Origin of the sequence: Pseudoxanthomonas kaohsiungensis (assembly GCF_010211765.1) — a bacterium.
GTDB lineage: Bacteria > Pseudomonadota > Gammaproteobacteria > Xanthomonadales > Xanthomonadaceae > Pseudoxanthomonas > Pseudoxanthomonas kaohsiungensis.
The window spans coordinates 217,419-243,570 of the sequence record NZ_PDWO01000004.1 but is presented as its reverse complement, the minus strand read 5'-3'; the positions used below and the strand labels follow the sequence as shown (position 1 = coordinate 243,570).

Below are 26,152 nucleotides of genomic sequence, written 5' to 3'. Positions count from 1 at the left end.
TGCCCGGCCCCGCCCCGTCAACGCCCCGCCGATGGCGCGCGGCTCACCAGCAGCACGCCGCCCAGCACCAGCAGCGTGCCGGCGACCTGCCACGGGCCCATCGGTTCGCCCAAAACCAGCATGCTCAGCACGATCGTCGATACCGGGCCGAGCATGCCGATCTGCGCGGCCAGCCCGGAACCGATCCGGGCGATGCCCAGCATCACCATCAGCACCGGCGCCACCGTGCACAAGGTGCCGTTGAGCAGCGACAGCCAGTACACCTCGCGCGGCAGCAGTGCCAGCGTCGCCACCGGCCGCAGCAGCAGGAACTGGCCGATGCACAGCACGCTGGCCACGCTGCTGGCGTAGGCGGTGAGCCGCACCGCGCCCACCTTCGCCACCATCTCGCCGCTGCCGACCAGGTACAGCGCGTAGGCCAGTGCGCTGCCGAACACCAGTGCCCCGCCGAGCACGATGCCCTTGTCGCCGCCCTGCAGGTCGTGGCCGAAGGCCAGCGCCACGCCGAAGTAGCTGACCAGCAGCGCGAGCCACTGCGTGCGACTGGGCCGGCGCCCGAACGCGAACCAGCCGATCAGCAGCACCAGGGTCGGAGTGAGGTACAGGATCAGCCGTTCCAGGGTGGCGCTGATGTAGGCCAGCCCGGCGAAGTCCAGGAAGCTGGCCAGGTAATAGCCGAAGAAGCCCAGGCCGAGGATGCGCCAGCGCTCGCCTTTCGCCAGCGGCCGCGGCGCACGCCACGCCGCCCACCAGGCCATCAGCGCGAACAGCGGCAGCGCGACCAGCATGCGCAGCGCCAGCAGGGTGACCGCATCGGCACCGAAGCGGAAGCCGAGCTTGACGATGATCGCCTTGCCCGAGAACAGGATCGCGCCGCCGGCGGCCAGCGCGATGCCGGCCAGGCGCCGGCCCTGCGCGGTGCTCACGCCAGTGCGGCTTCCAGCAGCCGGCGGATCACGCGCTGCAGCTTCTCCGCCCTGTCGGGCAGGTACTCGAAACTGTCCTCGTCCATGTAGGCGTGCTGGGCGATCTCCAGCTGCACCGCTTCCACGCCGATCTCCGGATCGCCGTAGTGGCGGGTGATGTAGCCGCCCTTGAAGCGGCCGTTGACCACGTGGGTGTACTCGCCCTGCGCGGCCAGCACCTCGGCCAGGCGCTGCTGCAGCGCCGGCGTGCAGCTGGCGCCGGCGGCGGTACCCAGGTTGAGCTCGGGCAAGGCGCCTTCGAACAGGAACGGCAACGTGCCGCGGATCGAATGGCCCTCCCACAGCACCGCGCGGCCATGCTCGCCGCGGATGCGCTGCAGTTCGGCGTCGAGGTTGTCGTGATAGGGGCGCCAGTAGGTTTCGACGCGCGCGGCGATTTCGGCGGGGTCCGGCTGCATGCCGTCCCGATAGACCGGCTCGCCGCTGAACTGCACCACCGGGCACAGGCCGGTGGTGTTCTGTCCGGGATACAGCGAGGTGTCGTCCGGCGGACGATTGAGGTCGACGACATAACGCGAATGGCGCGGCACCAGGATCGAGGCGCCCAGCTCGCGGGCGAAGGCATACAGGCGGCTGACGTGCCAGTCGGTATCGGGCACGCGGCGGGCGCTGTCGGTCAGGCGCGCGGCGATGGCCTCGGGCACCGCGGTGCCGTCGTGCGGCAGGCTGACCAGCAGCGGCGCGGTGCCCTGGTGGAGTTCGTAGATGTCCATGCCGCGATTGTACGCCGCCCCCTCGGTGTGGCCCGGCAGGCGCAACGTCGCCCGGTCGACCGCCTCGGGTCGCCGATGAATCGGCTCCTACAAAAGCGCGCGCACCCGGCCTCGTCGCGTCTGCCCGGCCTCGTGTAGGAGCCCATCCTCATGGGCGACCCGAGGCGGCCGGACCAACGGCGCCATCGCCCGTCCCGCGCCATCGGGTCGCCGATGAATCGGCTCCTACAAAGGCCAAGCCCCCGTCTCCAGACGGCACCGCCCCTCGTGTAGGAGCCCATCCTCATGGGCGACCCGAGGTGGCCGGACCAACGGCGCCATCGCCCGTCCCGCGCCATCGGGTCGCCGATGAATCGGCTCCTACAAGAAGGCGCGCGACGCTTACCGCATCAGCACCACTTCCTCGGCGCTGGTCGGGTGGATGGCGACGGTGTCGTCGAGCTGGGCCTTGGTCACGCCCAGCTTCAGCGCCACGGCGAAGCCCTGCAGGATCTCGTCGGCCGACTCGCCGAGCAGGTGGATGCCGACCACGCGCTCCTCCTCGCCCACGCACACCAGCTTGAAGAAACTGCGTTGCGGTGAATCGACCAGCGCGGTGAGCATCGGCCGGAAGCGGCTGGTGTAGACCTTGACCGCCTCGCCGTGGCGCTCGCGCGCCTGCTCCTCGGTCAGGCCGACCGTGCCCAGCGGCGGGTGCGAGAACACCACCGTCGGCACGTTCGCGTAGTCCAGCTTCGCCCCGGCGCGGCCGCCGAACAGGCGGTCCATCAGCCGCCGCGCGGCGGCGATCGCGACCGGGGTCAGTTCCAGCTTGCCGGTGACATCGCCCACCGCATGGATGCCGGGCACCGCGGTGTCCTCGAACTCGTCGACCACGATCGCGCCATCGTCGTCGAGCTGCACGCCCAGCGCCTCCAGGCCGATGCCGGCGCTGTTCGGGCGGCGTCCGGTGGCCAGCAGCACGCAGTCGAAGGCATCGGACGGATGGGCCGGGCCCTTGTGCAGCACGCGCACGCGCACGCGCCCGCCGTCGCCGTCCTGGCCCGGCCCGGCGCGCTCCAGCGCCTGCACCGGCGTGTCCAGGTGCAGGCGCACGCCGTGCTGGGCCATGTCGTCCTGCAGCTGGGTCGCCACCTCGGCGTCCATGTGCGCCAGCAGGCGCGGGCCGCGCACGAACAGCTCGACCCGGCTGCCCAGCGCCTGCAGCACCCCGGCCAGCTCCACCGCGACGTAGCCGCCGCCGATGATCGCCACGCGCGCCGGCGCGCCGCAGAGCTTGAAGAAGTCGTCGGACACGCCGGCCAGCTCGGCGCCCGGCATGTCCGGGCGCACCGGCGAGCCGCCGGTGGCCACCAGCACGTGCCCGGCGTGCAGGTGCACGCCGGTGTCGGTCTCCACCGTGCGCGCATCGCGCAGGCGGCCGCGGCAGGGCATCCAGACGATGCCGGCCTCGTCGAGCATGCGCTGGTAGATGGCGTGGATGCTGGCGATGTAACGCTGGCGTTGGGCCACCAGTTCCTTCCAGTCCAGGAAACTCCCGTCCGCGGCCTGCGCCGGTACCGCGAAACCCAGGTCGGCGGCCAGGGCGATCTTCGAGGCGAGGTCGGCGGCCAGCCACATCGCCTTCTTCGGCACGCAGCCGTGGTTGACGCAGGTGCCGCCGAACTCGGCCGGTTCCAGCAGGGCCACGCGCGCGCCATGGGCGGCGGCGCGGAAGGCACCGGCCAGGCCGGCCGAGCCGCCGCCGAGCACCACCAGGTCGAAGTCCATCCGCGATGGATCGGAATCACGCGACGGTTTCATGCACTGCTCCTTTGCGTCGTGCCGCGGCGCGGGCACGCGCGGCGCGGATGGCTTACTGGAACCGCTCGACCCGGTAGGGTGCCGGGTCGATCGCCGGGGCGCGGCCGGTCATCAGGTCGGCCATCAGCTGGCCGCTGGCGGTGCTCATGCTGATGCCCAGCATGCCGTGCCCGGCCGCCAACCAGACGTGAGGATGGCGCGGCGAACGGCCCAGCGCCGGCAGGTCGTCCCAGGTCATCGGCCGCCAGCCGTACCACTTCTCCTGGATCGTGGCCGGATCGGGCGGCTCGCGCAGGTATTCGCGTGCGGCACGCTCCAGCGCCGACAGGCGCAGCGCGTTGAGCGTGCTGTCGCGGCCGGAGAACTCCATCGTGCTGCCCAGGCGGAAGCCGCTGCCCCAGGCGGTGACGCAGACCGAGCGGTCCTTGAGCACGATCGGCCGCTGCGGCGCCAGGGCAGGACGCGCGTAGGTGATCGAGTAGCCCTTGCCCGGCTGGATCGGCAGGCGCAGGCCCAGCGGGCGGATCAGCTCGGGCGTCCACGACGCCATCGCCACCACCGCGTCGCGGCCGCGCCGCTCGCCACGTTCCCCGTCCCGCCCGGCGACGTGCACGCGCACGCCATCGGCGCCCGGTTCGATCGCCTCGACCCGGCAGCCCTCCTCGATCACCCCGCCGCGTTCGCGCACGGCGCGGGCCAGCTCGGCCACGTAGCGGTCCGGGCGCAGGTGGGCGTCGTCGGGGAAGCGGATGGCGCCGACGATCCCGTCCTTCAGCGACGGCTCCTGGCGCAGGTAGTCCGCCCCGTCGATCACCTCGGTGCGGATGCCCATCGCGTTGAGCGGCGCGCACTCGGCGACGTAGTGCTCGAAGTTGCGCGGGTCGCGGAACACGTAGTCCAGTCCGGTCTCGCCGAACTCGCAGTCCAGGCCATGACGGCCGATCCACTCGACCAGGCGCGCGCGCGAATCGTCCAGCAGCGCGGCGCGGCCGCGGGCGCTGGCCATCCACGCGCTGGCGTTGCAGCGGGCGGTGAAGCGGCCCAGCCAGTACCACAGCGCCGGATCGATCCGCGGCTTCAGGTACAGCGGCGCGTCGGGGGTGAACATCCAGCGCAGCGCGCGCATCGGCACGCCCGGCGCGGCCAGCGGCGGCGCGTGGCTGGGCGTGATCGTGCCGCAGTTGCCGTGCGAGGTGGCGCCGCCGACCGTGGCGGCTTCGAGGATGCGCACGCCGCGCCCGGATTCGAGCAGGGCCAGCGCGGTGGCCAGGCCGATGGCGCCGCCACCGAGGATGAGGACGTCGTCGTGGGGGGGATTCACCGCGCAAGTCTACCCGCCGCGGCGGAAGCGCCGCATCCGTTGCCGGCGTATCCATCCGGCGCAGCGGGGCTGCGCGCGGTGGCCGCACGGGCCGCACGCCGGGGTAGCAGCCGGCGCGATGCGCGGTCGGGCGCCGGCCGTGCCTGCCCGCTATTCGCGGTCCAGGCTGATCCGCAGTCCGTCGGCGGTGTTGCGCACGACGATGATCTCGAAGTCCGGCGTGCTGCCGCGCTTCTTGACCAGCACGTCCTCGCCGTCGTCGGTCTCGACCTTGTAGACGTCCTTGCCGAAGGTGGCCTTGAGCGTGTCGCGGACCAGGCGCGCGGCGGCGTTCTCGCCCGTGCCCTTGGCGACCGGGACGACCACGCTGCTGGCGGTGCCGCCCTTGGGCGTGAATGACAGCTCGATCTCGCCGTCGACCTTGGCGTGGCCGCTCATCTGCAGCCGCCACTTGTTCGAGGGCGAGGCCCACGCCGTCGATGCGGCCAGCAGCACGAGCAGCAGCAGGGACGCCAGCGTCCGCGCCGCCCGCCGCGGGGAGTGGGAGGGAGTGCGCATCGGATATCTCCTGTCAGGGCCGGCAGGTGGCGTCCGCGGCCTTCCGGCGCGCACCGCGGACGGGGTTGCTGCCCCATGCTGCCGCACATCCGGCGGCGGCGACATTGGCCCGAAGGGCACCGTCGGCCAAGAACCCTGCCCGGACGCCTACCCCAGGAACGTCACCGGATGGCGCACCGGCTGCAGCTTCCAGTAGGTCAGCGACCGCCACAGCCATTCGACCGGGCCGAAGCGGAAGCGCGCCATCCACCATTGGCTGTACATCACCTGCACCGCGAACAATCCCAGCGCGAACGGCACCTGCCAGAAGCGCGGCAGGTGCTCGAAGAAACCCAGCCCGTAGCCGTAGAACACCAGGGTGCACACGATCGACTGCACCAGGTAGTTGGTGAGCGCCATGCGCCCGGCCGGCGCCAGCAGCTGCAGCCATCGCGCGACCGCGGGCAGCTCGAGGCCGCGCATCACCCAGGCCAGGTAACCCAGGCACATCATCGCCGCGGCGACCGCGCCCAGCGCCTGGGCCAGGCCGGTGCGCAGGTCGAACACGGTCAGCGAGAAGCCCGACGCGACCACGAACGAGGCCAGCATCAGCAGCAGGCCCAGCGGCAGCACCGCCCAGCGCAGCCACGGATACAGGCGCGGGTACAGCTCCGGCCGCTGGATCGCGCGGCTGCGGGTGAACGCGGCGCCAAGCAGGAACATGCCGAAGATCATCACCCCGAACACCATCAGGTTGGACAGCATCAACCCGAAGTCGCGCACGCGCTGGGCCACGGCCTCGGCGTAACCGCCGGAGGCGTAGGCCTGCCGCTGCGCCTCGGCCACTTCGGTCATCTCCTTGCCGGCCTGGGCCATGAACGCATCCCAGCCGGGGACCCACTGCGACAGCAGGCCCAGCCCGAGCAGCATCGCCGGCGCGGCCAGGTAGCAGGCCACGCCCAGCCAGGCCAGCCAGCGCGCCGGCACGTCGCGGAACGCCAGCAGCGGGATCGCCAGCAGTGCGTACGGCACCAGGATGTCGCCGGACCAGATGAGCAGCGAATGGACCAGGCCGATGCCGAGCAGGGCCAGGCTGCGCCGCCAGTACAGACCGGCGAACGGGCGCCCGGCCGCTTCGGCGCGCTGCACCATCATCGCGAAGCCCATCCCGAACAGCAGCGAGAACAGGGTGAAGAACTTGCCCTGCACCAGGAAGTAGACCAGGCCATCGGCGATCCGGTCGGCGCCGGTGAGCGCCGGGTCCAGCCCGGTATTGGCCTGGAACACGGGCCCGACGAAGGACTCCATGTTCATCAGCAGGATGCCGCCGAGGGCGAAACCGCGCAGCACGTCCAGGGTGGCGATGCGCTCGCCGGGGGCGATGGGATCCAGTTGCGTCGGGTTCACCACGGTCTCCATTCCGGGGGAGTCGGGCGATGATGAACGAAAACCCCAGCCGGCGGGGGTCCGGTTGTTTGTAGGAAAAGGCGTGGCGCCGGCACGCCTGACGTCAAGCCTTGTCCCCCCTCCCCCCCGCCGGTACCCTCCCCGGGGCATGTCCGGCTTCGTCCACCTCCACGTCCATACCGAGTTTTCGCTTGCGGACTCGACCATCCGCGTGCCCGAAAAACCCGAGCAGGCCGATCCGGCCAAGGCCAAGCAGCCCAACCTGCTCAGCCGCGCGGTGGAACTGGGGCTGCCGGCGCTGGCGGTCACCGACCTCAACAACCTGTTCGCCCTGATCAAGTTCTACAAGGCGGCCGAGGCCGTGGGCATCAAGCCCATCGCCGGCGCCGACCTGGCGGTGGCCGCGGGACCGGGCGAGGCGCCCTGGCGCCTGACCGCGCTGTGCCGCGACCACCGCGGCTACCTCAACCTGTCGCGGCTGCTGACTCGGGCCTGGATGGAAGGCCATCGCGCCGAAGGCGGGGTGGTGGTGACGCCGGCGTGGATCAAGGACTGCGGCGAAGGGCTGGTCCTGCTGGCCGGGCGCGAGAGCCTGGCCGGCCGGCTGGCCGCCGAACACCGCCATGACCTGGCCGAGCAGCAGCTGGCCGACTGGCAGCGCGCCTTCGACGGCAACCTGTGCCTGGAACTGGTGCGCACCGGCCGCGACGGCGAGGAGGCGTTCAACGCGTTCGCCCTGCACGCCTCGGGCGCGCGCGGCATTCCGGTGGTGGCGTCCAACGACGTGCGCTTCCTGGACAAGTCCGGCTTCGACGCGCACGAGGCGCGCGTGTGCATCGCTTCCGGCCGGGTGCTCGACGACCCCAAGCGCCCGCGCGACTACAGCGACGAGCAGTACCTGAAGTCGGCCGGCGAGATGGCCGCGCTGTTCGCCGACGTGCCCGACGCGATCGCCAACACGGTCGAGCTGGCGCGGCGCTGCAACCTGGAACTGACCCTGGGCAAGTACGCGCTGCCGGCCTACCCGGTGCCGTCGGACGAGACCCTGGACAGCTGGATCCGCAAGCAGGCCCACGACGGCCTGGAGGCGCGGCTGGCGAAGAATCCGCTGGCCGAGGGCAAGACCCGCCAGGACTACGTCGAGCGCCTGGACTTCGAGCTGGACACCATCTGCAAGATGGGCTTCCCGGGCTACTTCCTGATCGTGGCCGACTTCATCCAGTGGGGTAAGAACCACGGCATCCCGATCGGCCCGGGCCGCGGCTCGGGCGCCGGCTCGCTGGTGGCCTGGGCGCTGCAGATCACGGACCTGGACCCGATCCCGTACAACCTGCTGTTCGAGCGCTTCCTGAACCCCGAGCGCGTGTCGATGCCCGACTTCGACATCGACTTCTGCATGGACCGGCGCGACGAGGTGATCGACTACGTCGCGCGCAAGTACGGGCGCGAGCGGGTCAGCCAGATCATCACCTACGGCACCATGGCGGCCAAGGCGGTGGTGCGCGACACCGGCCGCGTGCTCGGCTTCCCGTACGGCTTCGTCGACGGCGTGGCCAAGCTGATCCCCAACATCCTGGGCATCACGCTCAAGGACGCGATGGGCGAAGGCAAGGACAGCGAGATGGCCTCGGCCGAGCTGATCCAGCGCTACGGCGCCGAGGAGGACGTGCGCGACCTGATCGACCTGGCGCGCGAGCTCGAGGACCTGACCCGCAACGCCGGCAAGCACGCCGGCGGCGTGGTGATCGCGCCAGAACCACTCCACACCTTCTGCCCGCTGTTCGCCGAACACGACCAGGACGGCCTGGGCCGCAACCCGGTCACCCAGTTCGACAAGGACGACGTCGAGGCGATCGGCCTGGTCAAGTTCGACTTCCTCGGCCTGCGCACGCTGACGATCATCGACTGGGCGGTGAAGGCGATCAACGAACGCCACGCCCGCGCCGGCATCCCGCCGCTGGACATCGCCACGCTGCCGCTGGACGACGCCAGCGTGTACCGCGACATCTTCGCCAACGGCAACACCGGCTCGGTGTTCCAGTTCGAATCCTCCGGCATGCGCCGCGCGCTGAAGGACGCCAAGCCCGACCGCTTCGAGGACCTGATCGCGCTGAACGCGCTGTACCGCCCCGGCCCGATGGAGATGATCCCGTCGTTCGTCGCGCGCAAGCACGGCCAGGAGGACTTCTCCTATCCGGACCCGCGCACGCAGCCGATGCTCGAGGAGACCTACGGCATCATGGTCTACCAGGAGCAGGTCATGCAGATGGCGCAGATCGTCGGCGGCTACTCGCTGGGCGGCGCCGACCTGCTGCGCCGGGCGATGGGCAAGAAGGTGCCGGCGGAAATGGCCAAGCACCGCGAGATCTTCCGCGAGGGCGCGGCCAGGGGCGGGGTCGGCGAGAAGAAGGCCGACGAGATCTTCGACCTGATGGAGAAGTTCGCCGGCTACGGCTTCAACAAGTCGCACGCCGCCGCCTACTCGCTGGTTGCCTACCAGACCGCGTGGCTGAAGAAGCACTACCCGGCCGAATTCATGGCCGCCACGCTGTCCTCGGACATGGACAACACCGACAAGGTGGTCGGCTTCCTCAACGAAGCCCGCGGGCTGGGCCTGACCATCCTGCCGCCGACGGTCAACGATTCGCCTTTCATGTTCGAGGCCGTGGCCGCCGACACCATCCGTTATGGGCTGGGCGCGATCAAGGGCGTGGGCCGCGGCCTGTGCGAAGCGATCGTGGCCGAGCGCGACAAGGGTGGCGACTACGCCGACCTGCTCGATTTCTGCCGCCGCGTGGACTCGACCAAGCTCAACCGCCGGGCGCTTGAAGCGATGATCAACGCCGGTGCACTGGATGCGCTGGGCCGCAACCGCGCCACGCTGATGCTGCAGCTGCCCGAGGTGGTCAAGGCTACCGACCAGATGGCCAAGGAGGCGGCCGCCGGCCAGGTCTCGCTGTTCGGCATGCCGTCCGGCGACAGCGGCGGCCCGGCGCTGAAACTGGACCTGCCCGAAGCCGACGAATGGCCGCTGCGGCAGCTGCTGGACGGCGAGCGCGACACGCTCGGCCACTACCTCAGCGGGCACCCGTTCGACCCTTACCGCGAGGAAGTGCGGCAGCTGGTCGGCTCGGACCTGGGCGAGCTGGACCGCCTGTGGGGCGCCGCGCCGCAAGGCGAGAAGCGCGGCTGGCGGCCGGAAGTGCAGGTGGTGGTGGCCGGACTGGTGGTCGGCATCCGCCGCAAGGGCGACAGCCAGGTATTCGTGCAGCTGGAGGACGGCCGCGGCCGGCTGGAATGCGGCGTGTTCGCCGAGGCGGCCGCCGACCTGTCCAGCCTGCTGGTGCGCGACCGCGTGCTGGTGGTGCAGGGCGGCCTGCGCGAGGACGAGTTCAACGGCGGCTGGAGCCTGCGCCTGAAGGCGGCCTGGGACTACGAACAGTTGTGCGCGCAGCACGCGCAGCGGCTGTCGCTGCGCCTGGACCTGCGCGACCCGGGCGCCTGGCAGCGCGTGGACGCGGTGCTGGCCCGCCATCGCCCCGGCCCCACGCCACTGCGCCTGCACCTGCAGGTGGGCCGGCCCGGCCAAGACGGCGCGACCGGCGTGCTCGACCTCAACGGCAGCAACTCGGTGCGCATCGCCCCGCCGCTGCTCGACGCCCTGCGCGCCCAGCCCGGCGTGCGCGCGGTGAAGGTGGCCATCGGCCGTCCCTGGGCGAACTGAGCGACGGATCCGCCGGGCACTGCCTGCTACAGCTTCGGCCAAGACAGCAACAGCAACGGCGTCAGGGGCCCCGGCTCCGGCGGGAGCCGCGGCAGGCATGGGGTGTCGCGGTCCCCGCGGCCGGACGTCCTGTCCGGACGCGGTGACGTGGGCCATCCATGGCCCACTGCCGCGACACCCCATGCCTGCCACGTCTTCGGCGACCCTTCAGGGTCGATGCTTCGTTCTTCCGCGCTTCCCGTACCCGCGATGGCTTTCCCGTAGAGCGGGGCTTGCCCCGCTGCTTTCCCCGCCATGGTCCCGGCCCATCAGAGAGCAGCGGGGCAAGCCCCGCTCTACGAGAGCGCTGCGCATTCAACCCACGCGCTGCCTGAGCTCTCGCGCTTCGATCGAAGCCACGACCCCGCCGACACCCGAGGACGTCGTCCCATGGGGGCATGGCGCAAGTGGCACAGGGATGTGCCACGGCCCCTCGTACGGACAGGACGTCCGCCCGAGGGGTAAGCCATGCCCCCATGGGACGGCGGCCCCGTCCGGAGCCGTGCCCCGTCTTCGGCGTTGGCTTTGGCCTTGGCCCACGCTTCGGCTTTGGCTTCGGCTTTCGCCTTGCCTTGGCTCAGGCCGCCAACCCCGATGCGGCGCACCGACCCCTCCTCCATACCGTACGGTCCGGTCCCGCCGGGGGCGTTCGGCTACACTTCCGGGCCACTGCACTCCCCGGCATCGCCGGCCAACGGATGAACCCGAACTACCTCGATTTCGAGCAGCCCATCGCCGACCTGGAAGCCAAGATCCAGGAACTGCGCAACGCCAGCACCGGCCCGGCCGTCAACGTGGACGCCGAAGTGCACGCGCTGCAGGACAAGCTGCGCAAGCGCACCGCCCAGATCTTCCGCGACCTGTCCTCCTGGCAGGTCTCCCAGCTCGCCCGCCATCCGGCCCGTCCGTACACCCTGGATTACGTCCGGGTGATCTGCGACGAGTTCCAGGAACTGGCCGGCGACCGCGCCTTCGCCGACGACAAGGCGATCGTCGGGGGCCTGGCCCGCATCGACGGCCGCCCGGTCGTGGTGATCGGCCACCAGAAGGGCCGGGATACCAAGGAGAAGATCCGCCGCAACTTCGGCATGCCCAAGCCCGAGGGCTACCGCAAGGCCCTGCGCCTGATGAAGCTGGCCGAGCGCTTCCGCCTGCCGATCCTGACCTTCATCGACACCCCCGGCGCCTGGCCGGGCATCGACGCCGAGGAACGCGGCCAATCCGAAGCCATCGCCCGCAACCTGCTGGAGATGGCCGAGCTGAAGGTGCCGATCATCTGCACCGTGATCGGCGAAGGCGGCTCCGGCGGCGCCCTGGCCATTGGCGTGGGCGACTGCACGCTGATGCTCGAGTACAGCACCTATTCGGTGATCTCGCCCGAAGGCTGCGCCTCGATCCTGTGGAAGGATGCCGGCAAGGCCAAGGACGCGGCCGAGCAGCTGGGCCTGACCGCCAAGCGCCTGCACGGGCTGGGCCTGGTCGACAAGGTCGTGCGCGAGCCGACCGGCGGCGCGCACCGCAACCCGCGGCAGATGGCGCGCCGGCTCAAGGCCGTGCTGCTCAACGAACTCGACGCGCTGGCGCAGATCCCGGCCGCCGAGCTCGTCCAGCGCCGCTATGCGCGCCTGCACGGCTATGGCGCGTACGAGGCGGCCTAGTACGCCGTTCGGGGTGGCGTGGCCCGGCAAGGGCCGCGCCCGCGCGCCGTCCCGCCCCGCCCGTGACCCGGAGGACCGCTCATGAGCGCACTGCCCGGCTGGGCCCTGCCGCTGGCGCTGTTCCTGGTGCCGTTGCTGGTGGCGGTGATCGTGAACCGCCTGTTCCGGCACCGTCCGACCAATCCCAACTACGTGCTGGCCTGGTTCGTCGCCGTGTGCTGGATCTCGGCGCTGGTGGTGATCTGGCGCCAGGTGCGTTGAACGCGCCGGCGGCGGCCGCATGGCCGATCCCTGCGCACCTGGCTCCATGGTGATGAACACCGCAGACGCCCGCCCCCTCGCCCTGCCCGCGCTTCCGGTGGAAACGGCCGGCGCGCTGGTGGTCGGCTACAGCGGCGGCCTCGACTCGACCGTGTTGCTGCACCGGCTAGCCGCCGAGCCGGCGATGCGCGCGCGCGGCCTGCGCGCGGTGCACGTCCACCACGGCTTGCAGGCCGCCGCGGACGCCTGGGCGAACCACTGCGAACAACAGGCCGGTGCACTGGGCGTGCCGCTGCAGGTGCTGCGCGTGGCGGTACCACGCGACGGCGGCAGCGGGCCGGAGGCGGCCGCGCGCGAGGCCCGATACGCCGCGCTGACCTCGACCATGGCCCCCGGCGAGGTGCTGGCGACCGCGCATCACCGGGACGACCAGGCCGAGACATTCCTGCTGCGCGCCCTGCGCGCCTCCGGGCCCGAGGGCCTGGGCGCGATGCGCCCGTTGCGGCAGCTCGGCCCCGGCTGGCACTGGCGGCCGCTGCTGGCGCTGCCGCGCGGCGCCCTGCAGGCCTATGCCCAGGACCACGGCCTGGCCTGGATCGACGATCCCAGCAACGCGGTCGCCGACGCCGACCGCAACTTTCTGCGCCTGCAGGTGCTGCCGCTGCTGCAGGAGCGCTGGCCGCACGCGGCCGCGTCGCTGGCGCGCAGCGCGGCGCTGTGCGCCCAGGCCGACGCGCTGCTGGCCGACGAGGACGCGGCGCTGTTGCGGATGCATGCCGGCGACGACCCGCGCACCTTGCGCGTGCCGGCCCTGATGGCGCTGCCTGCCGCGCGGCGCGCGCGGCTGCTGCGCCACTGGATCCGCACGCTCGAACTGCCGCCACTGCCGGCGCACGGCGTGGAGCGGATCGAGGGCGAGCTGCTGCATGCCCGCGCCGACGCCGACGCCCGCTTCGCCTGGGCCGGCGCGCGGGTGCTGCGCTGGCGCGACTTCCTGCATGCCGACACCCTCCGCGCCCCGCTGTCGCCAGGCTGGGAGACCGAGTGGGACGGCCGCACCCCGCTGGCCCTGCCCGACGGTGGACGGCTGCTCTTGCGCGACGACCACGGCACGGCGACCGGCGGCTTCGACGCGCCGCTGCGCGTCCATGCCCGGCGCGGCGGCGAGCGCATCGTCCTGCCCGGCCGCAGCCACTCGCACCTGCTCAAGCACGTGCTGCAGGAGCGCGGCGTGGCCCCGTGGCGGCGCGCGCACCTGCCGCTGCTGTCCGCGGCCGACGGCCGCCTGCTGGCGGCCGGCGACATCGCCTGGGCCGACGACATGGCCCGCTGGCTGCATGCCCGCGGCTGGCACCTGGCCTGGCAACCGCCGGCGTGAACCGCGCCGCGCGTTGACCCTCCCGGTCGCACCGCGCACACTTCGCGCATGCCGAAGAAAGCCCCCCAAGACGCCTCGCCGGTCGCCCAGTTCGAGCACTCGCTGGACGAGCTGGAACAGCTGGTCGAGAAGATGGAACAGGGCGAGATGAGCCTGGAGGATTCGCTGGCCGCCTACGAGCGCGGCGTCGGCCTCTACCGCCGCTGCCAGTCCGCGCTGGAACAGGCCGAACTGCGCGTGCGCCTGCTCACCGACCCCGAACAGCCCGACAGCGCCCAGCCCTTCGCCGGTCCCGATGGGCAGTGAGGCCTTCGCGCGCTGGGCGGCGCGCACCGAAGCCACGCTGGACCGCTTGCTGCCCGATCCCTCGCTGGAGCCGCGCCGCCTGCACGCGGCGATGCGCCATGCCACGCTGGGCGGCGGCAAGCGCATGCGCCCGCTGCTCGTCTACGCGGCGGGCACCGCGTTGGGCGCCGCCGAAGCGCTGCTCGACGCGCCGGCGGCGGCAGTGGAACTGGTCCACGCCTATTCGCTGGTCCACGACGACCTGCCGGCGATGGACGACGACGACCTGCGCCGCGGCCAGCCCACCGTGCACGTGGCCTTCGACGAGGCCACCGCGATCCTGGCCGGCGACGCGCTGCAGACCCTGGCGTTCTCGGCGCTGGCGCGCGCCGAGGCACCGGCGCAGCTGAGGATCGACTGGGTCGACGCGCTGGCCACCGCTTCCGGCGCGACCGGCATGTGCGGCGGCCAGGCGCTGGACATCGATGCCACCGGCCACACCCAGGCACTGGCGCAACTGCAGCGCATGCACTCGCTCAAGACCGGCGCGCTGGTCCGCGCCGCGGTGCGGATGGGCGCGCTGGCGGCGGACGCCGATCAAGACACCCTCGCCCGCCTGGACACGTTCGCCGCCGCATTCGGCCTGGCCTTCCAGGTCCGCGACGACCTGCTCGACATCGAAGCCAGCTCCGAACAGCTGGGCAAGACCGCCGGCAAGGACGTGGCCCAGGCCAAGTCCACCTATCCGGCGCTGCTGGGCATGGACGGCGCGCGCGCCCGGCTCGGGGAACTGGCCACGTCCATGCGCGACGCGCTGGCCCCATTCGGCGCGCGCGCCGCCGCGCTGGCCGCGCTGGGCGAACTGGCGGTCCGCCGCTCGCACTGATCCGCCGCGACATCCACGGACAGAACGAAGCGGGGCCCGGATCGCTCCGGGCCCCGCGCGTATCGCTTGCCGCCAGTCGCCTGGAACTACTTGACCAGCCTCAGCGCGAACGGATACCGGTAGGCGATGCCGTCGTTGGCCTTGACCGCGGCGATGATCGTCAGCACCAGCCAGGCGATGAACACCAGCAGGCCCAGCGGCGCGGTCACGATCACGCCGATGCCGAAGGTCACCAGGGTGATGAGGAACAGGATCACGCCCACGATCAGCAGGGTGATGTTGAAGTTCAGCGCTTCCTTGGCCTGGTCGCTGGCGAAGGGCATGGAGTCCTTCTTAACCAGCCATATGACCAGCGGGCCGACGATGTTGCCGACGCCGCCGGTGAACAACCCGGTCAAGGCCGACAGGTGGCCGAACAGCGCCCATTGCCGTTCCTCGCGGCTGGATTCTTCCTGCGGCGCCGGCGGTGGCGCGGTGTACGTCTCGAATTCGCTCATTGCCTGATCCCCTTTGCGGTGGCGTTCTCTTGGTGACGGAATCGGCGCCGACTCCCTCGACGCCTCACGCCCGAGCATACGTCATTCGCCGCCGGCAACGGTCATGCGCCCCACCAGGATGGGCCCGGTGCGGATGTGCGAGCGTGGGTCGACCTCGCTGCCGACCGCTTCGATCCGGGCGAACATGTCGCGCAGGTTGCCGGCGATGGTCAGTTCGTCGACCGGATACGCCAGCGCGCCGTCCTCGACCCAGAAGCCGGCCGCGCCGCGCGAGTAGTCGCCGGTCACGCCGTTGACGCCCTGCCCCATCAGCTCGGTCACCAGCAGGCCGCGACCCATGCCGCGCAGCAGCTCGTCCTGGGTGCCGGCGTTGGCCCCCACCTGCAGGTTGTGCACGCCGCCGGCATTGCCGGTGGTCTGCAGGCCCAGCTTGCGCGCCGAGTAGGCGCCGAGCACGTAGCGCTGGAGCACGCCCCCGGCCACCAGCGCACTGTCGCGGGTGGCGACGCCGTCGGCGTCGAACGCGGTCGAGCGCAGTCCGCGGCGCAGCAGCGGCCGCTCGTCGATGTCGAACCACTCCGGGAACAGCCGGGTGCCGACGCTGTCGAGCAGGAAGCTGGCGCGGCGGTACAGCGCACCGCCGGAAACGGCGTTGAGCAGGTGGCCGACCAGGGAACGTGCGATCTCGGCCGAGAACAGCACCGGGAACTCGCCGGTGGGCGCGCTGCGCGGCTGCAGCCGCGCGACCGCGCGCTCGGCCGCGCGGCGACCGATGGCCACCGGCGCCTCCAGGTCCTCGCGTGCCAGGCCGATGCTGTACCAGCCATCACGCTGCATGCCGTCGCCGCGGCCGGCGATCAGGGCCACCCCGAGCGAATGCTGGGTTTCGCGCTCGCGGCCGACGAAGCCGTGGCTGTTCGCGTACACCGACAGGCTGCCGCCGCTGCCGAAGGAGGCGCCATCGGAGTTCTCCACGCGCGCGTCGGCCTCGCGGCCGGCCGCCTCGCAGGCCAGCGCCAGGTCGATCGCCTCGTCCGCGTCCAGCCGCCACGGATGCCAGGTCTCCAGGTCCGGGAACTCGCGCGCCATCAGCGCCGCGTCGGCCAGGCCGGCGGCCGGATCGTCCTCGGTGTGGCGCGCGATCGCGCAGGCCTGCTCGACGGTGGCTTCCAGGCTGGACTCGTGCAGGTCGGCGGTACTGGCACTGCCCTTGCGCTGGCCGAAGTACACGGTCACCGCCACGCCGCGGTCGCGCGTGGATTCCACCGTTTCCACCTCGCCCATGCGCACCGACACGTTGAGCCCGTGTTCTTCGCTGCAGCTCACCTCGGCCTGGCTCGCGCCCAGCGCGCGGGCGCGCGCCAGCAGCCGCTGCGAGATCTCCGCCAGCCGGTCCAGCCGGGCATGGCTGTCGTCGTCATGCACGATGTCGTTCACGTGTTCCACCTCGGAAGATTCGGTCTTTGATCAGAAAGCAACAAGCGCCGCGCCGGATCGATGCGATGTGGGCGGACAGCTTGCCCATTGCGCGGAACACGCCGTGAATCCATCCATGGAGGCTCGACGGCGCCATCCATGGCGCCGACGGTTCCGCGCAACGGGCAAGCCGTCCGCCACCCCAGGCAGCAGGCTGTTCCAAGCGGCAAAACGAAAACCACGGCCGGCACGATCGCGAAGGACGCGCCATGCCAGGGGTGCCGCGACAAGCGGGACATGGATGTCCCGCGCCGGCGTCGGGACAGGACGTCCCGCCGCGGGAAAAGCGGCACCCCTGGCGTGGCGCGGCCCCCTCCGGAGTCGCTGCCGTGCAACGCCGTTGATGTTGCCGTTGTCGTTGCCGTGGCCGTAGCCCGACGCGCCTGCCGGACATGACAGGTCGCGGTCGCCAGCAAGCCGGACTCCTGCCAGGGCCGCCAACCCGGAATTCAGGCCGTCGCGGGTAGAATCCCCGGCAACCGACAGAGCCCCAGCCCCATGCGCGGACGCGACGAAGACACCGGCGAATTCCTTTCCCCCAGCCGCAGCCAGCAGCGCCGCGACGCGCTGGAAGTGCTGGAGCTGGCGGAGAAGCTGGCCTCGCTCACGCCCACCCAGCTGGCCAAGCTGCCGATCCCCGAAGACCTGCTGCCGCACCTGGAGCACACCCGGAAGATCACCGCCCATATCGCCCGCAAGCGCCAGCTGGCCTTCCTCGCCAAGCAGATGCGGCGCGAGGACGACGAGGCGCTCGAAGCGATCCGCGATGCGCTGGACGAGGATGGCGTGGCCGCCCGCCGGGAAGTGGCCGCGATGCACCGGGTCGAAGCCTGGCGCGAGCGCCTGCTGGCCGACGGCGACGCCGCGCTGGCCGAACTGCTGGAGGAGCATCCGGCCGCCGACCGCCAGCACCTGCGCCAGCTGGTCCGCAACGCCAACGAGGAAAAGCTGCGCAACAAGCCGCCGCGGGCCTTCCGCGAGCTGTTCCGCGAACTGCGTATGCTGCTGCTCGGCGGCAGCAACGGCCAGCAGGATGACAGTCCGGTCGATCCGGACGACGACGGCGACAGCGACGGCCGCCAGGACTGAACCGGCGGACGCTGCGCCGCCTGCGCGCGGCTCGTCCGGCACTGCCGCCCGGCCCGCAGCCCGCGCGCGACTCACGCGCGCGTGCCGCCCACGGTCAGCCCGTCGATCAGCAGCGAGGGCTGGCCCACGCCCACCGGCACGCTCTGCCCGTCCTTGCCGCACACGCCCACGCCCTCGTCCAGGGCCAGGTCGTGGCCGACCATGCGCACCTTCTGCATCGTCTCCGGGCCGTTGCCGATCAGCGTCGCGCCCTTCACCGGCGCGGTGACCTTGCCGTCCTCGATCAGGTAGGCCTCGGTGGCCGAGAACACGTACTTGCCGCTGGTGATGTCGACCTGGCCGCCGCCGAAGTTGACCGCGTACAGGCCCTTCTTCACCGAGCGGATCATCTCCTGCGGATCGTGCGAGCCGGCCAGCATGTAGGTGTTGGTCATGCGCGGCATCACCAGGTGCGCGAACGATTCGCGGCGGCCGTTGCCGGTCGGGGCCATGCCCATCAGCCGCGCATTGAGCGAATCCTGCATGTAGCCGACCAGCACGCCGTCCTCGATCAGGGTGGTGCAGCGCGTCGGCTCGCCCTCGTCGTCGATGTTGAGCGAACCGCGGCGGCCCGCCAGCGTGCCGTCGTCGACGATGGTGACGCCCGGCGCGGCCACGCGCTGGCCCATGCGCCCGGCGTAGGTCGAGGTGCCCTTGCGGTTGAAGTCCCCTTCCAGGCCGTGGCCGACCGCCTCGTGCAGCAGCACGCCCGGCCAGCCGGCGCCGAGCACCACCGGCATCGTCCCGGCCGGCGCATCGATCGCCTCCAGGTTGACCAGCGCCTGGCGCAGCGCTTCGCGCGCCAGCTTCTCCGGGCGCCCGCCGGAGAACAGTTCTTCGTAGGAGTAACGGCCGCCACCGCCGGCGTAGCCGGATTCGCGGCGTCCAGCCTGCTCGACGATCACCTGCACGTTCAGCCGCACCAGCGGGCGCACGTCGGCGGCCAGCACGCCGTCGCTGCGCGCCACCAGCACCGTGTCCACGCCGCCGGACAGGCTCACCGACACCTGCACCACGCGCGGGTCGGCCGCGCGCAGCAACCGGTCGAGCGCGCGCAGCTGGCCGACCTTGTCCTCATTGCCCATGCCGTCGATCGGATCGACCGCCGCGTACAGCGCATGCCCGCCTGCGCGCACCAGCGAGCGCGGCGCGTGCGCGGCGCCCTCGCGCGCGATCGCGCGCGCCGAGCCGGCGGCCAGCCGCAGCGCGTCGGCGTTGATGTCGTCGGAATAGGCGAAGCCGGTCTTCTCGCCGCTGATCGCACGCACGCCCACGCCCTGTTCGATCGAGTGCGCGCCGTCCTTGACGATGCCGTCCTCCACCGTCCAGCTCTCGCGGCGCGAATGCTGGAAATACAGGTCGCCGAAGTCGATGCCGGGGCCGAGCAGGGTGCCGAAGGCCCGGTCCAGGCCGGCGGGATCGAGGCCGCCGGGCAGCAGCAGGCGGGTTTGCGCGAGGGTCAGGGCGGAATCGGTCATCGTCTTGGGATGGGGGCGCCGGTCAGGGAAGGCAACCACGGTCGCCTGGGCGACGCGGCCGCCTATGATGACAGCCCGGCCGCCCCGGACCTTCACCCGTCCGCCGCTGCCCGCCCGCACACGCCCCGGAAAGCGCTGCATGAAAGTCACCGCCCACGTCCTCGACGGCCACACCCTGGACATCCGCCCCGCCCCGCGCGAGCGCGAATGGATGGACCGCACCGACCAGCGCTACGCCTACCGCTGCCTGCCGCTGGACATGGCCAACGCCCATGGCTGGGAACTGCTGTGCCAAAGCGGGTTCCAGGCCGAATGGGACGGCACCGACGCGCTCGAGGCGATCCGCGTGATCCCCGATCCGGGCACGCACGCGCCGGCGATGAGCCACTTCGGCTACGGCGTGCTGACCTTCCACGTGCCCTGCCTGTTCCGCACCGAGGCCGGGATCGAGTTGATGGCGATGGCACCGATCAACCGGCCCAAGGACGGCATCGCCGCGCTGACCGGCCTGGTGGAGACCGACTGGAGCCCGTACACCTTCACCATGAACTGGAAGTTCACCCGGCCCGGGCGCGTGCGCTTCGAGGCCGGCGAGCCGTTCTGCCACCTGCTGCCACTGCAGCGTGCGCTGCTGGAACAGGTGCAGGCCCGGTGGCGGCCGATTTCCGAGACGCCGGACCTGGCCGAGCAGCACCAGCGCTGGACCGCCAGCCGCGGGCATTTCCTGGCCGAACTGCCCGATCCGGATTCGGCGGCCGCACGCGAGCAGTGGCAGCGCGGCTACTTCCGCGGCGTGGACCTGCATGGCTGCCCGGCGAAGGAGCACCGGGTGAAGCTGCGCCTGCCCGGCTTCACCCGCGCATCGGCCACCGACGACGCCTCATCTCCGTAGAGCCGGGCTTGCCCGGCTGCGCATCACCGTATGCCGGGCCGCCCGGTCACGGCGAGCGACGCAACGGCAGCGGGGCAGGCCCCGCTCTACGAAGGACGGCGAGGGTTCCAGGCCCGCTGGCGCTCGCAAACGATGCCGGAACTCAATGCATCCCGGCGTCGTGACCCGCTGCGGCGGCGTCCTCTTCGCGGCGCGACTGCTCGCGGCTGATCACCTCGACCTTCGGCTCCTTCCACGGTCCGCTGACCCGGTAGGTCTTGGCGCCGATCTCGCCCAGCGGCTTGGCCAGCACCGCGTTGGCCGCCGCGCCGACCGCCGCGCCGACCGGGCCGCCCGCCACCGCGCCGACCACGGTGAGCAGGTTGCCGGACTTGGGCAGCACGTCGATGGTCTGGTCGAAGCGCTGGGCGCGCAGGTCGGTATCGCCGCGGATGCGGATGTCGGCGGCCGGGCCGTCGATCACGATCCCGTCGGTGTGCGCCTGGCCGTCGGCGAAGCGCAGCTCGCCTTCCAGCTGGTCGAAGGCGAAGCCCTTGGAGAAGAAGTCGCGGAAATCGAGCATCAGCCGGCGCGGCAGCTGGGCCAGGCTGAACAGGCCGAGCACGCGGCCGGCGCCCGGCTCCACTTCCAGCAGTTGGCCGTCCCTGGCGGCGATGCGCAGGCTGCCCTGCAGGCCGGCCAGGCGGAAGCCGGCGGGCGGGCCCGGCCAGCTGGCATCGAAGTGGACCTGGCCTTCGCCGCGGGCCAGCCAGTTGCGGTAGCCCAGGCCGTCCATCAGGCCGCCCATGTCCTGGCTGTCGACCTGCACCGTCAGGTGGGTGCGCGCGGCATCGCCGCGACCGAGCCATTCGCCGGTGGCATCGACGGTCTGTTCCCCGGCGCGGATCTGCAGCCGGTCCAGGCGCAGGCCGCCGGGGACCGGCCGGGTGCGCAGCGAGGCCTTGCCCAGTTGGGCCTGGCGGAAGCGCAGGTCGTCCACGTCCAGGGCCAGCGGCGGAATGCCGGCCGGGTCGAACCCGTCGTCGGCCGGCGCCGCCGCGCCATCGGCGGTGGCATCGCCGACCGGCGTCGCCGCATCGGCCCGCGGGGCTGCGGCGGGCGTTGCCTCCGCCGGCGGCGCGACGCCGGCGGCAAGCGCATCGGCCAGCCGCTCCTCGCCGCTCGCGGTCGTATCGACCGGCTTGGCGACCGGCTGCCAGTGCAGGCGCGTGAAATGCCCCTGCACCGGCGCATCGGCGGCGTCGGGCACGGTCACCGTCCCGGCCAGCGCGGGGCCGTCCACCTGCACCGCCAGCGCCTGCGCACCGGGCTGCAATCTCAGGCGCGTGGCCGGGAAGGCACCGCCCAGCAGGCGCAGCTCGTCGGCCAGCACGTCGATCTGGCGCAGCGGCACGCCGTCCTTGCCGCCGCCCTTGGCCAGGGCGATCCATTCCAGCGCGTCCAGCGAGGGCGTATGCCCGCCTACGACAATGCCCGATGCCGGCGGCTCGGCGTCGACCGTGGCCCGGCCGAGGCTGACCCGCACGCCGGTCTGCCCGTTCTGCTGCCGCGCGCGCAGCGCCATGCGCTCGCCGAAGGCCACGTCGATCGCGCCGCTGCCCAGCGGCAGCCCGACCTGCACCCGGGTTGGCAGCGTTTCCGCCGCCGGCTTCGCCAGCGGCGACGGCAGGTCGAGCGCGGTCCCCACCAGTGACGAGTCCAGCCACAGCGTCCCGGCGCTGCCGGCGACCGGCTGCTTCGGCAGCGCCACCGCCAGCGTCCACGGGGAGCGGCCGCGCACGCGCGGCGCCAGCCAGTCCAGTTCCGGCGCACGCGCGAACAGGTCGGCCGCGTCCAGCGGTGCGTCGAGGCTGGCCTCGAACACGTTCGCCGCATCCTGCACGTGGCCGCCGGAGCGCAGCCCGAGCGTGCCGTCCTGGCCGGCATAGCGCACCGACAACTGCTCCGCTTCGAAGCCGTCGCGGTCGTAGCGGGCGCGCCCTCGCACCTGGTCGAACACCAGGTTCCAGCGTTTTTCCGCCAGCCGTGCCCCCTGCAGGTCGACCGAGCCATCGACGAGCGCCGGGCCGCGCCCGCTGCCCAGCGGCAGGTCCAGGGCGAAGGCGGTGGCGGCCGGCCCGGACGCCTGCAGGTGGTCGAGGGTTTCGGCGTTCTCGGCATGCAGGGGACTGTGCCGCAGCAGTTCTAGCAGCGCGGCGGCATCGCCGCGGCTGTCGGCGCGCACCTTCAGCGGCGCACGCCTGAAGTCGGCGATGCCGGCCTGCAACCGTTGCACGGGAACGCCATCGAGGTTGCCCTGTCCCTCCACGGTGAAACCGTTGCCGACGAAGGCGACCTCGCCCAGCATCGCCTCCATGGCCGGCCAGTCTTCCTGGAAGCGGATGCGCCCGTCGCGGATCGTGGCGGTGGCTTCGAAGCGGCCGTTGCCCTCCACGAACGGCCAGTCGTCCAGGTCGCCGGCGACCAGGCCGCGGCCGCCGGCGACGGTGCCGCCTTCCAGCGCCATGTCCAGCCAGTCCACCGCGGCCTTGGACATCTTGTGGTGGATCCAGAACTTCTTCGCCACCGGCACCTCGGTATCGGCGATGTCGGCGGCGATCCCGATCCAGGGCCGGGTGCCGTCGCCCTGGAACCACAGGCTGCCGCGCGCATCGACGGCATAGTCGCCGCCATCCACCCGCAGCGCCGAGGTGCCTACCTCCCAGCCCTCTCCCTCGCGCCAGGCCTGCAGGTCGCCGTCGAGCCGCAGCTCGTGGACCACGCCGAAGCCGCTGGGCCAGTCGAAGCGCAGCGCGCTGCGCGTGTCCAGCGCCAGCTTCATGCCGTCGGCGTCGCCTTCGAAGCGGCCGGCCAGGCCATCGATGCCCGGCGCGTTGCCGACCGGTGCGAACGCGATCCGCTCGATCCGCCCCTGCATGCGCAACGGCCCTCCGCGCAGCGCGGCCACTTCGACCTGCGACAGCGTGGCCTGCGGCGCCGCGTCCAACATCCACGCACGCAACGATGGCGACAGCCGGTCGCTCAGGGCGGCAACGGCCAGCAGGGGCGTCGCGTCGACCCGGTCGGCCTGCAGGGCCAGGCGGCGTCCACCGGCGACGAGCAGCCCGTCCAGCGACTGCGTCCCGCGCGCGTCGGCCACGCGCAGCAGCGGTGCGTCCAGGCGCCAGCCATCCGCGGTGACCCGCCAGCGCGCCAACCCGCGCAGCTCGTCCAGGCGCACTTGCGGCAGCAGCCCGTCGGCCAGCGGCGCGCCGGACAGCAGCAGGTGCCGCAGCTGGAACTGCGTGGTCACCAGCACCACGCGATGGTTCCGCACCTCGGCCCAGGCCTGGACCTGTCCGCGTCCGTCGACGGGCGCGATCCCGGCGTGGTGCAGCAAGGGCGCCCAGCCGCCCAGCGCCCCGGTCTCCAGGTCGAAGGAGCCGCGGCCATGGCCGCTGTCGCGATCGAACTCGAACGCCAGTGCCGCCGGCGCCGCATCGGGACGGATCCAGGCACGCGCGCCGGCGCTGACCCGGCGCCCGTCCACGCGCAGGCGCAGGTCGATCTTCGGGATGCGCGTGCGCAGGCCCAGTGCCGGCGCGCGCACGTCGAGCTGGCCGCCGATCACCTGCAACTCGCCCAGGCCCTCGAGGTAGTCGAGCGGATCGGCGGTACCGGTCATCGGCAGGCCGCGCACCGACCAGCGTCCGTCGTCGGCGCGCTCCAGGGTGAGCGCGGGCCCGCGCAGCCTCAGCTCGGTGAACGAGCGCCCCGGCAGCAGGCCGGCGTACATCGACACCAGCACCTCGGCCTGGCCGATGCGCACGCCTCCGTCGGGCTCGCCGATATGCAGCCCTTCAAGCTGCAACAACGGTCCGCGGCGGGTCCATTGCGTGTCGACGCGATCGAAGCTGACCGGCCGCCCGGCCTTCTCGCTGAGCCAGGCGGCGATGCGCTCGGGATGACGCTCGGCCAGTGGCAGCACCTGGCTGGCCGCGCCCAGCACCAGCGCCATCAGCACCAGCACCACGGCCAGCAGGTAGGCGGCCCAGCGGCGGGCCAGGCGCAGGCGGCGGCGGACGGGGGTGGGCATCAGCGTGCCGCCCGGGCGCGCGGCCACGCGTGCGCCGGGCACGCCGCGTCGCACCGTGCGTGCGGCGGCGCGATCGTTTCCCTGCGTGTGTCCAATCCCTGGTTGCGGTAGCCGGGCCTAGAGCAGGACCACATCGAACTGCTCCTGCAGGTACTGCTCGTCCGCCTGGAAGCGGATGGTCTTGCCGAGGAACTCCTCCAGCTCGGCCACCGCGGCCGACTCCTCCTCGGTGATCCGCGCCACCACCTTGGGCGAGGCGATCACCAGCAGGCGCGCGGCGTCGAACTGGCGCACCGCGCGGGTGATCTCGCGGAACACCTCGTAGGTCACCGTCTCGGCGGTCTTCACCGAGCCGCGCCCGCTGCACTGCGGGCAGGTCTCCGACAGCTGCCGCTCCAGGCTCTCGACCGTGCGCTTGCGGGTCATCTCGACCAGCCCCAGCGGCGAGAAGTCGTAGACCGTGGTCTTGGCATGGTCGCGCGAGAGCGACTTCTCCAGCGTGCGCAGCACCTGGCGGCGGTGCTCCGGATCGGTCATGTCGATGAAGTCGATGATGATGATCCCGCCCAGGTTGCGCAGGCGCAGCTGGCGGGCCACCGCCTGGGCGGCCTCGAGGTTGGTGCGGTACACCGTCTCCTCGAGGTTGCGCTGGCCCAGGAACGAACCGGTGTTGACGTCGATGGTGGTCATCGCCTCGGTCTGATCGATGACCAGGTAGCCGCCGGACTTCAGCGGCACCTGCTTGTCCAGCGCGCGGCCGATCTCGTCCTCCACCCCGTACAGGTCGAAGATCGGGCGGTCGCCGGCGTACAGCTCGATCTTCTCGGCCAGCACCGGCATGTACTTGGCGACGAACGCCTGCAGCCGGTCGTAGGTGTCGCGCGAATCCACCCGCACCTTCTCCACGTCGCGGCGGATCAGGTCGCGCACCGCGCGCAGCGGCAGGCTCAGGTCCTCGTAGATGATCGTTCCGGCGGCGGCCTCGCGGCCGCGGCGCTCGACCACGTTCCACACCCGCGACAGGTAGGCGATGTCTTCGGCCAGCGCCTCGGCCGGCTGGCCTTCGGCGTTGGTGCGCACGATGTAGCCGTGGCCGCCGTGGCTGGCCGACAGGTCGGAGACCAGCGTCTTCAGGCGCAGGCGCTCGGCCTCGTCCTCGATCCGCGCCGACACCCCGACCGTGCGCGACTGCGGCAGCAGCACCAGGTAGCGCGAAGGGATGGAGATCTGCGTGGTCAGGCGCGCGCCCTTGGTGCCGATCGGATCCTTGACCACCTGGACCACGATCTCCTGCCCGTCGCGCAGCAGCTCGACGATGGACGGGGTGGAGATCGGCTGCGGCGGCGCGTCCTCGGTCTGGCCGGCATCCACCGGCGCCGGCCGCACCACGTCGTTGGCGTGCAGGAACGCGGCCCGCTCCAGCCCCAGTTCGACGAAGGCCGCCTGCATGCCGGGCATCACCCGCTGCACGCGCCCCTTGTAGATGTTGCCGACCACCCCGCGCCGCCAGCCGCGCTCGATGTGCAGCTCCTGCAGCATGCCGTTCTCGACCACCGCCACGCGGGTCTCGCGCGGGGTGACGTTGACCAGGATCTCCTCGGACACGGC

At 71.9% G+C, this 26,152-nt stretch carries 19 protein-coding genes; 8 read left to right on the top strand and 11 right to left on the bottom strand.

Features of this window, described 5'->3' with window-relative positions:
- Window positions 1-17: 17 nt before the first annotated feature.
- From CSC66_RS06780 to CSC66_RS06755, 6 genes are all read right to left on the bottom strand, one after another.
- Window positions 18-926, bottom strand: coding sequence for a DMT family transporter (locus CSC66_RS06780; protein WP_162376628.1), 909 nt, complete (start codon window positions 924-926; stop codon window positions 18-20).
- On the bottom strand, window positions 923-1,699 hold the full coding sequence (gene hutG, locus CSC66_RS06775; protein ID WP_162376627.1) for an N-formylglutamate deformylase: 777 nt from the start codon (window positions 1,697-1,699) through the stop codon (window positions 923-925). Before hutG ends, CSC66_RS06780 begins: the two co-directional genes overlap by 4 nt.
- Before the next feature lie 381 nt (window positions 1,700-2,080).
- Window positions 2,081-3,502, bottom strand: coding sequence for a glutathione-disulfide reductase (gorA, locus tag CSC66_RS06770; protein ID WP_162376626.1), 1,422 nt, complete (start codon window positions 3,500-3,502; stop codon window positions 2,081-2,083).
- Window positions 3,503-3,554: 52 nt separating this feature from the next.
- On the bottom strand, window positions 3,555-4,823 hold the full coding sequence (locus CSC66_RS06765; RefSeq protein WP_162376625.1) for an NAD(P)/FAD-dependent oxidoreductase: 1,269 nt from the start codon (window positions 4,821-4,823) through the stop codon (window positions 3,555-3,557).
- A gap of 150 nt (window positions 4,824-4,973) precedes the next feature.
- Window positions 4,974-5,381, bottom strand: coding sequence for a hypothetical protein (locus tag CSC66_RS06760; protein WP_162376624.1), 408 nt, complete (start codon window positions 5,379-5,381; stop codon window positions 4,974-4,976).
- Between the two features lie 147 nt (window positions 5,382-5,528).
- Entirely contained in the window at window positions 5,529-6,770 is a 1,242-nt protein-coding gene (locus CSC66_RS06755; protein WP_379655870.1) for a DUF418 domain-containing protein, read from the bottom strand.
- A 145-nt stretch (window positions 6,771-6,915) separates the two neighbouring features.
- On the opposite strand from CSC66_RS06755, the gene dnaE reads away from it, so the two are divergent.
- The 6 genes from dnaE to CSC66_RS06725 all read left to right on the top strand — a co-directional run bounded on the left by dnaE (window position 6,916) and on the right by CSC66_RS06725 (window position 14,998).
- Window positions 6,916-10,491 carry a DNA polymerase III subunit alpha gene (dnaE, locus tag CSC66_RS06750; protein WP_162376622.1) on the top strand — a complete coding sequence of 1,192 codons (3,576 nt, stop codon included), beginning with the start codon at window positions 6,916-6,918 and terminating at the stop codon, window positions 10,489-10,491.
- A gap of 737 nt (window positions 10,492-11,228) precedes the next feature.
- On the top strand, window positions 11,229-12,188 hold the full coding sequence (locus CSC66_RS06745) for an acetyl-CoA carboxylase carboxyltransferase subunit alpha (RefSeq protein ID WP_162376621.1): 960 nt from the start codon (window positions 11,229-11,231) through the stop codon (window positions 12,186-12,188).
- Between the two features lie 81 nt (window positions 12,189-12,269).
- A complete protein-coding gene (locus tag CSC66_RS06740) occupies window positions 12,270-12,449 on the top strand; it encodes a hypothetical protein (protein WP_162376620.1) in 180 nt (59 codons plus the stop codon).
- Window positions 12,450-12,501: 52 nt separating this feature from the next.
- On the top strand, window positions 12,502-13,827 hold the full coding sequence (gene tilS, locus CSC66_RS06735) for a tRNA lysidine(34) synthetase TilS (RefSeq protein WP_162376619.1): 1,326 nt from the start codon (window positions 12,502-12,504) through the stop codon (window positions 13,825-13,827).
- Between the two features lie 48 nt (window positions 13,828-13,875).
- Window positions 13,876-14,133, top strand: a complete 258-nt coding sequence (locus CSC66_RS06730) for an exodeoxyribonuclease VII small subunit (RefSeq protein ID WP_162376618.1) — start codon at window positions 13,876-13,878, stop codon at window positions 14,131-14,133.
- Complete coding sequence (locus tag CSC66_RS06725; protein ID WP_162376617.1) at window positions 14,123-14,998, top strand: polyprenyl synthetase family protein; 876 nt, start codon at window positions 14,123-14,125, stop codon at window positions 14,996-14,998. Before CSC66_RS06730 ends, CSC66_RS06725 begins: the two co-directional genes overlap by 11 nt.
- Before the next feature lie 86 nt (window positions 14,999-15,084).
- Here the strand turns inward: CSC66_RS06725 and CSC66_RS06720 are convergent, their stop codons facing one another.
- Together CSC66_RS06720 and pmbA are read right to left on the bottom strand one after the other, a co-directional pair.
- Window positions 15,085-15,495: a DUF4870 domain-containing protein gene (locus tag CSC66_RS06720; protein ID WP_162376616.1), complete on the bottom strand. Its 411-nt coding sequence runs from the start codon at window positions 15,493-15,495 to the stop codon at window positions 15,085-15,087.
- 81 nt (window positions 15,496-15,576) lie between these two features.
- Window positions 15,577-16,932, bottom strand: a complete 1,356-nt coding sequence (pmbA, locus tag CSC66_RS06715; RefSeq protein WP_162376615.1) for a metalloprotease PmbA — start codon at window positions 16,930-16,932, stop codon at window positions 15,577-15,579.
- Between the two features lie 537 nt (window positions 16,933-17,469).
- Between pmbA and yjgA the strand changes: the two genes are divergently transcribed.
- Window positions 17,470-18,060, top strand: coding sequence for a ribosome biogenesis factor YjgA (gene yjgA / locus CSC66_RS06710; protein ID WP_162376614.1), 591 nt, complete (start codon window positions 17,470-17,472; stop codon window positions 18,058-18,060).
- A gap of 71 nt (window positions 18,061-18,131) precedes the next feature.
- Here yjgA and tldD read toward each other — a convergent pair whose 3' ends face one another.
- Entirely contained in the window at window positions 18,132-19,577 is a 1,446-nt protein-coding gene (tldD, locus tag CSC66_RS06705; RefSeq protein WP_162376613.1) for a metalloprotease TldD, read from the bottom strand.
- Window positions 19,578-19,716: 139 nt separating this feature from the next.
- On the opposite strand from tldD, the gene CSC66_RS06700 reads away from it, so the two are divergent.
- Window positions 19,717-20,469 (top strand): DUF6065 family protein, encoded by a 753-nt coding sequence (locus CSC66_RS06700; protein WP_162376612.1) that lies wholly within the window; start codon window positions 19,717-19,719, stop codon window positions 20,467-20,469.
- 142 nt (window positions 20,470-20,611) lie between these two features.
- On the opposite strand, the gene CSC66_RS06695 is transcribed toward CSC66_RS06700, so the two are convergent.
- Together CSC66_RS06695 and rng are read right to left on the bottom strand one after the other, a co-directional pair.
- Window positions 20,612-24,544: a YhdP family protein gene (locus CSC66_RS06695; protein WP_162376611.1), complete on the bottom strand. Its 3,933-nt coding sequence runs from the start codon at window positions 24,542-24,544 to the stop codon at window positions 20,612-20,614.
- Between the two features lie 117 nt (window positions 24,545-24,661).
- Window positions 24,662-26,149 (bottom strand): ribonuclease G, encoded by a 1,488-nt coding sequence (gene rng, locus CSC66_RS06690; RefSeq protein WP_162376610.1) that lies wholly within the window; start codon window positions 26,147-26,149, stop codon window positions 24,662-24,664.
- Between the last annotated feature and the right edge of the window lie 3 nt (window positions 26,150-26,152).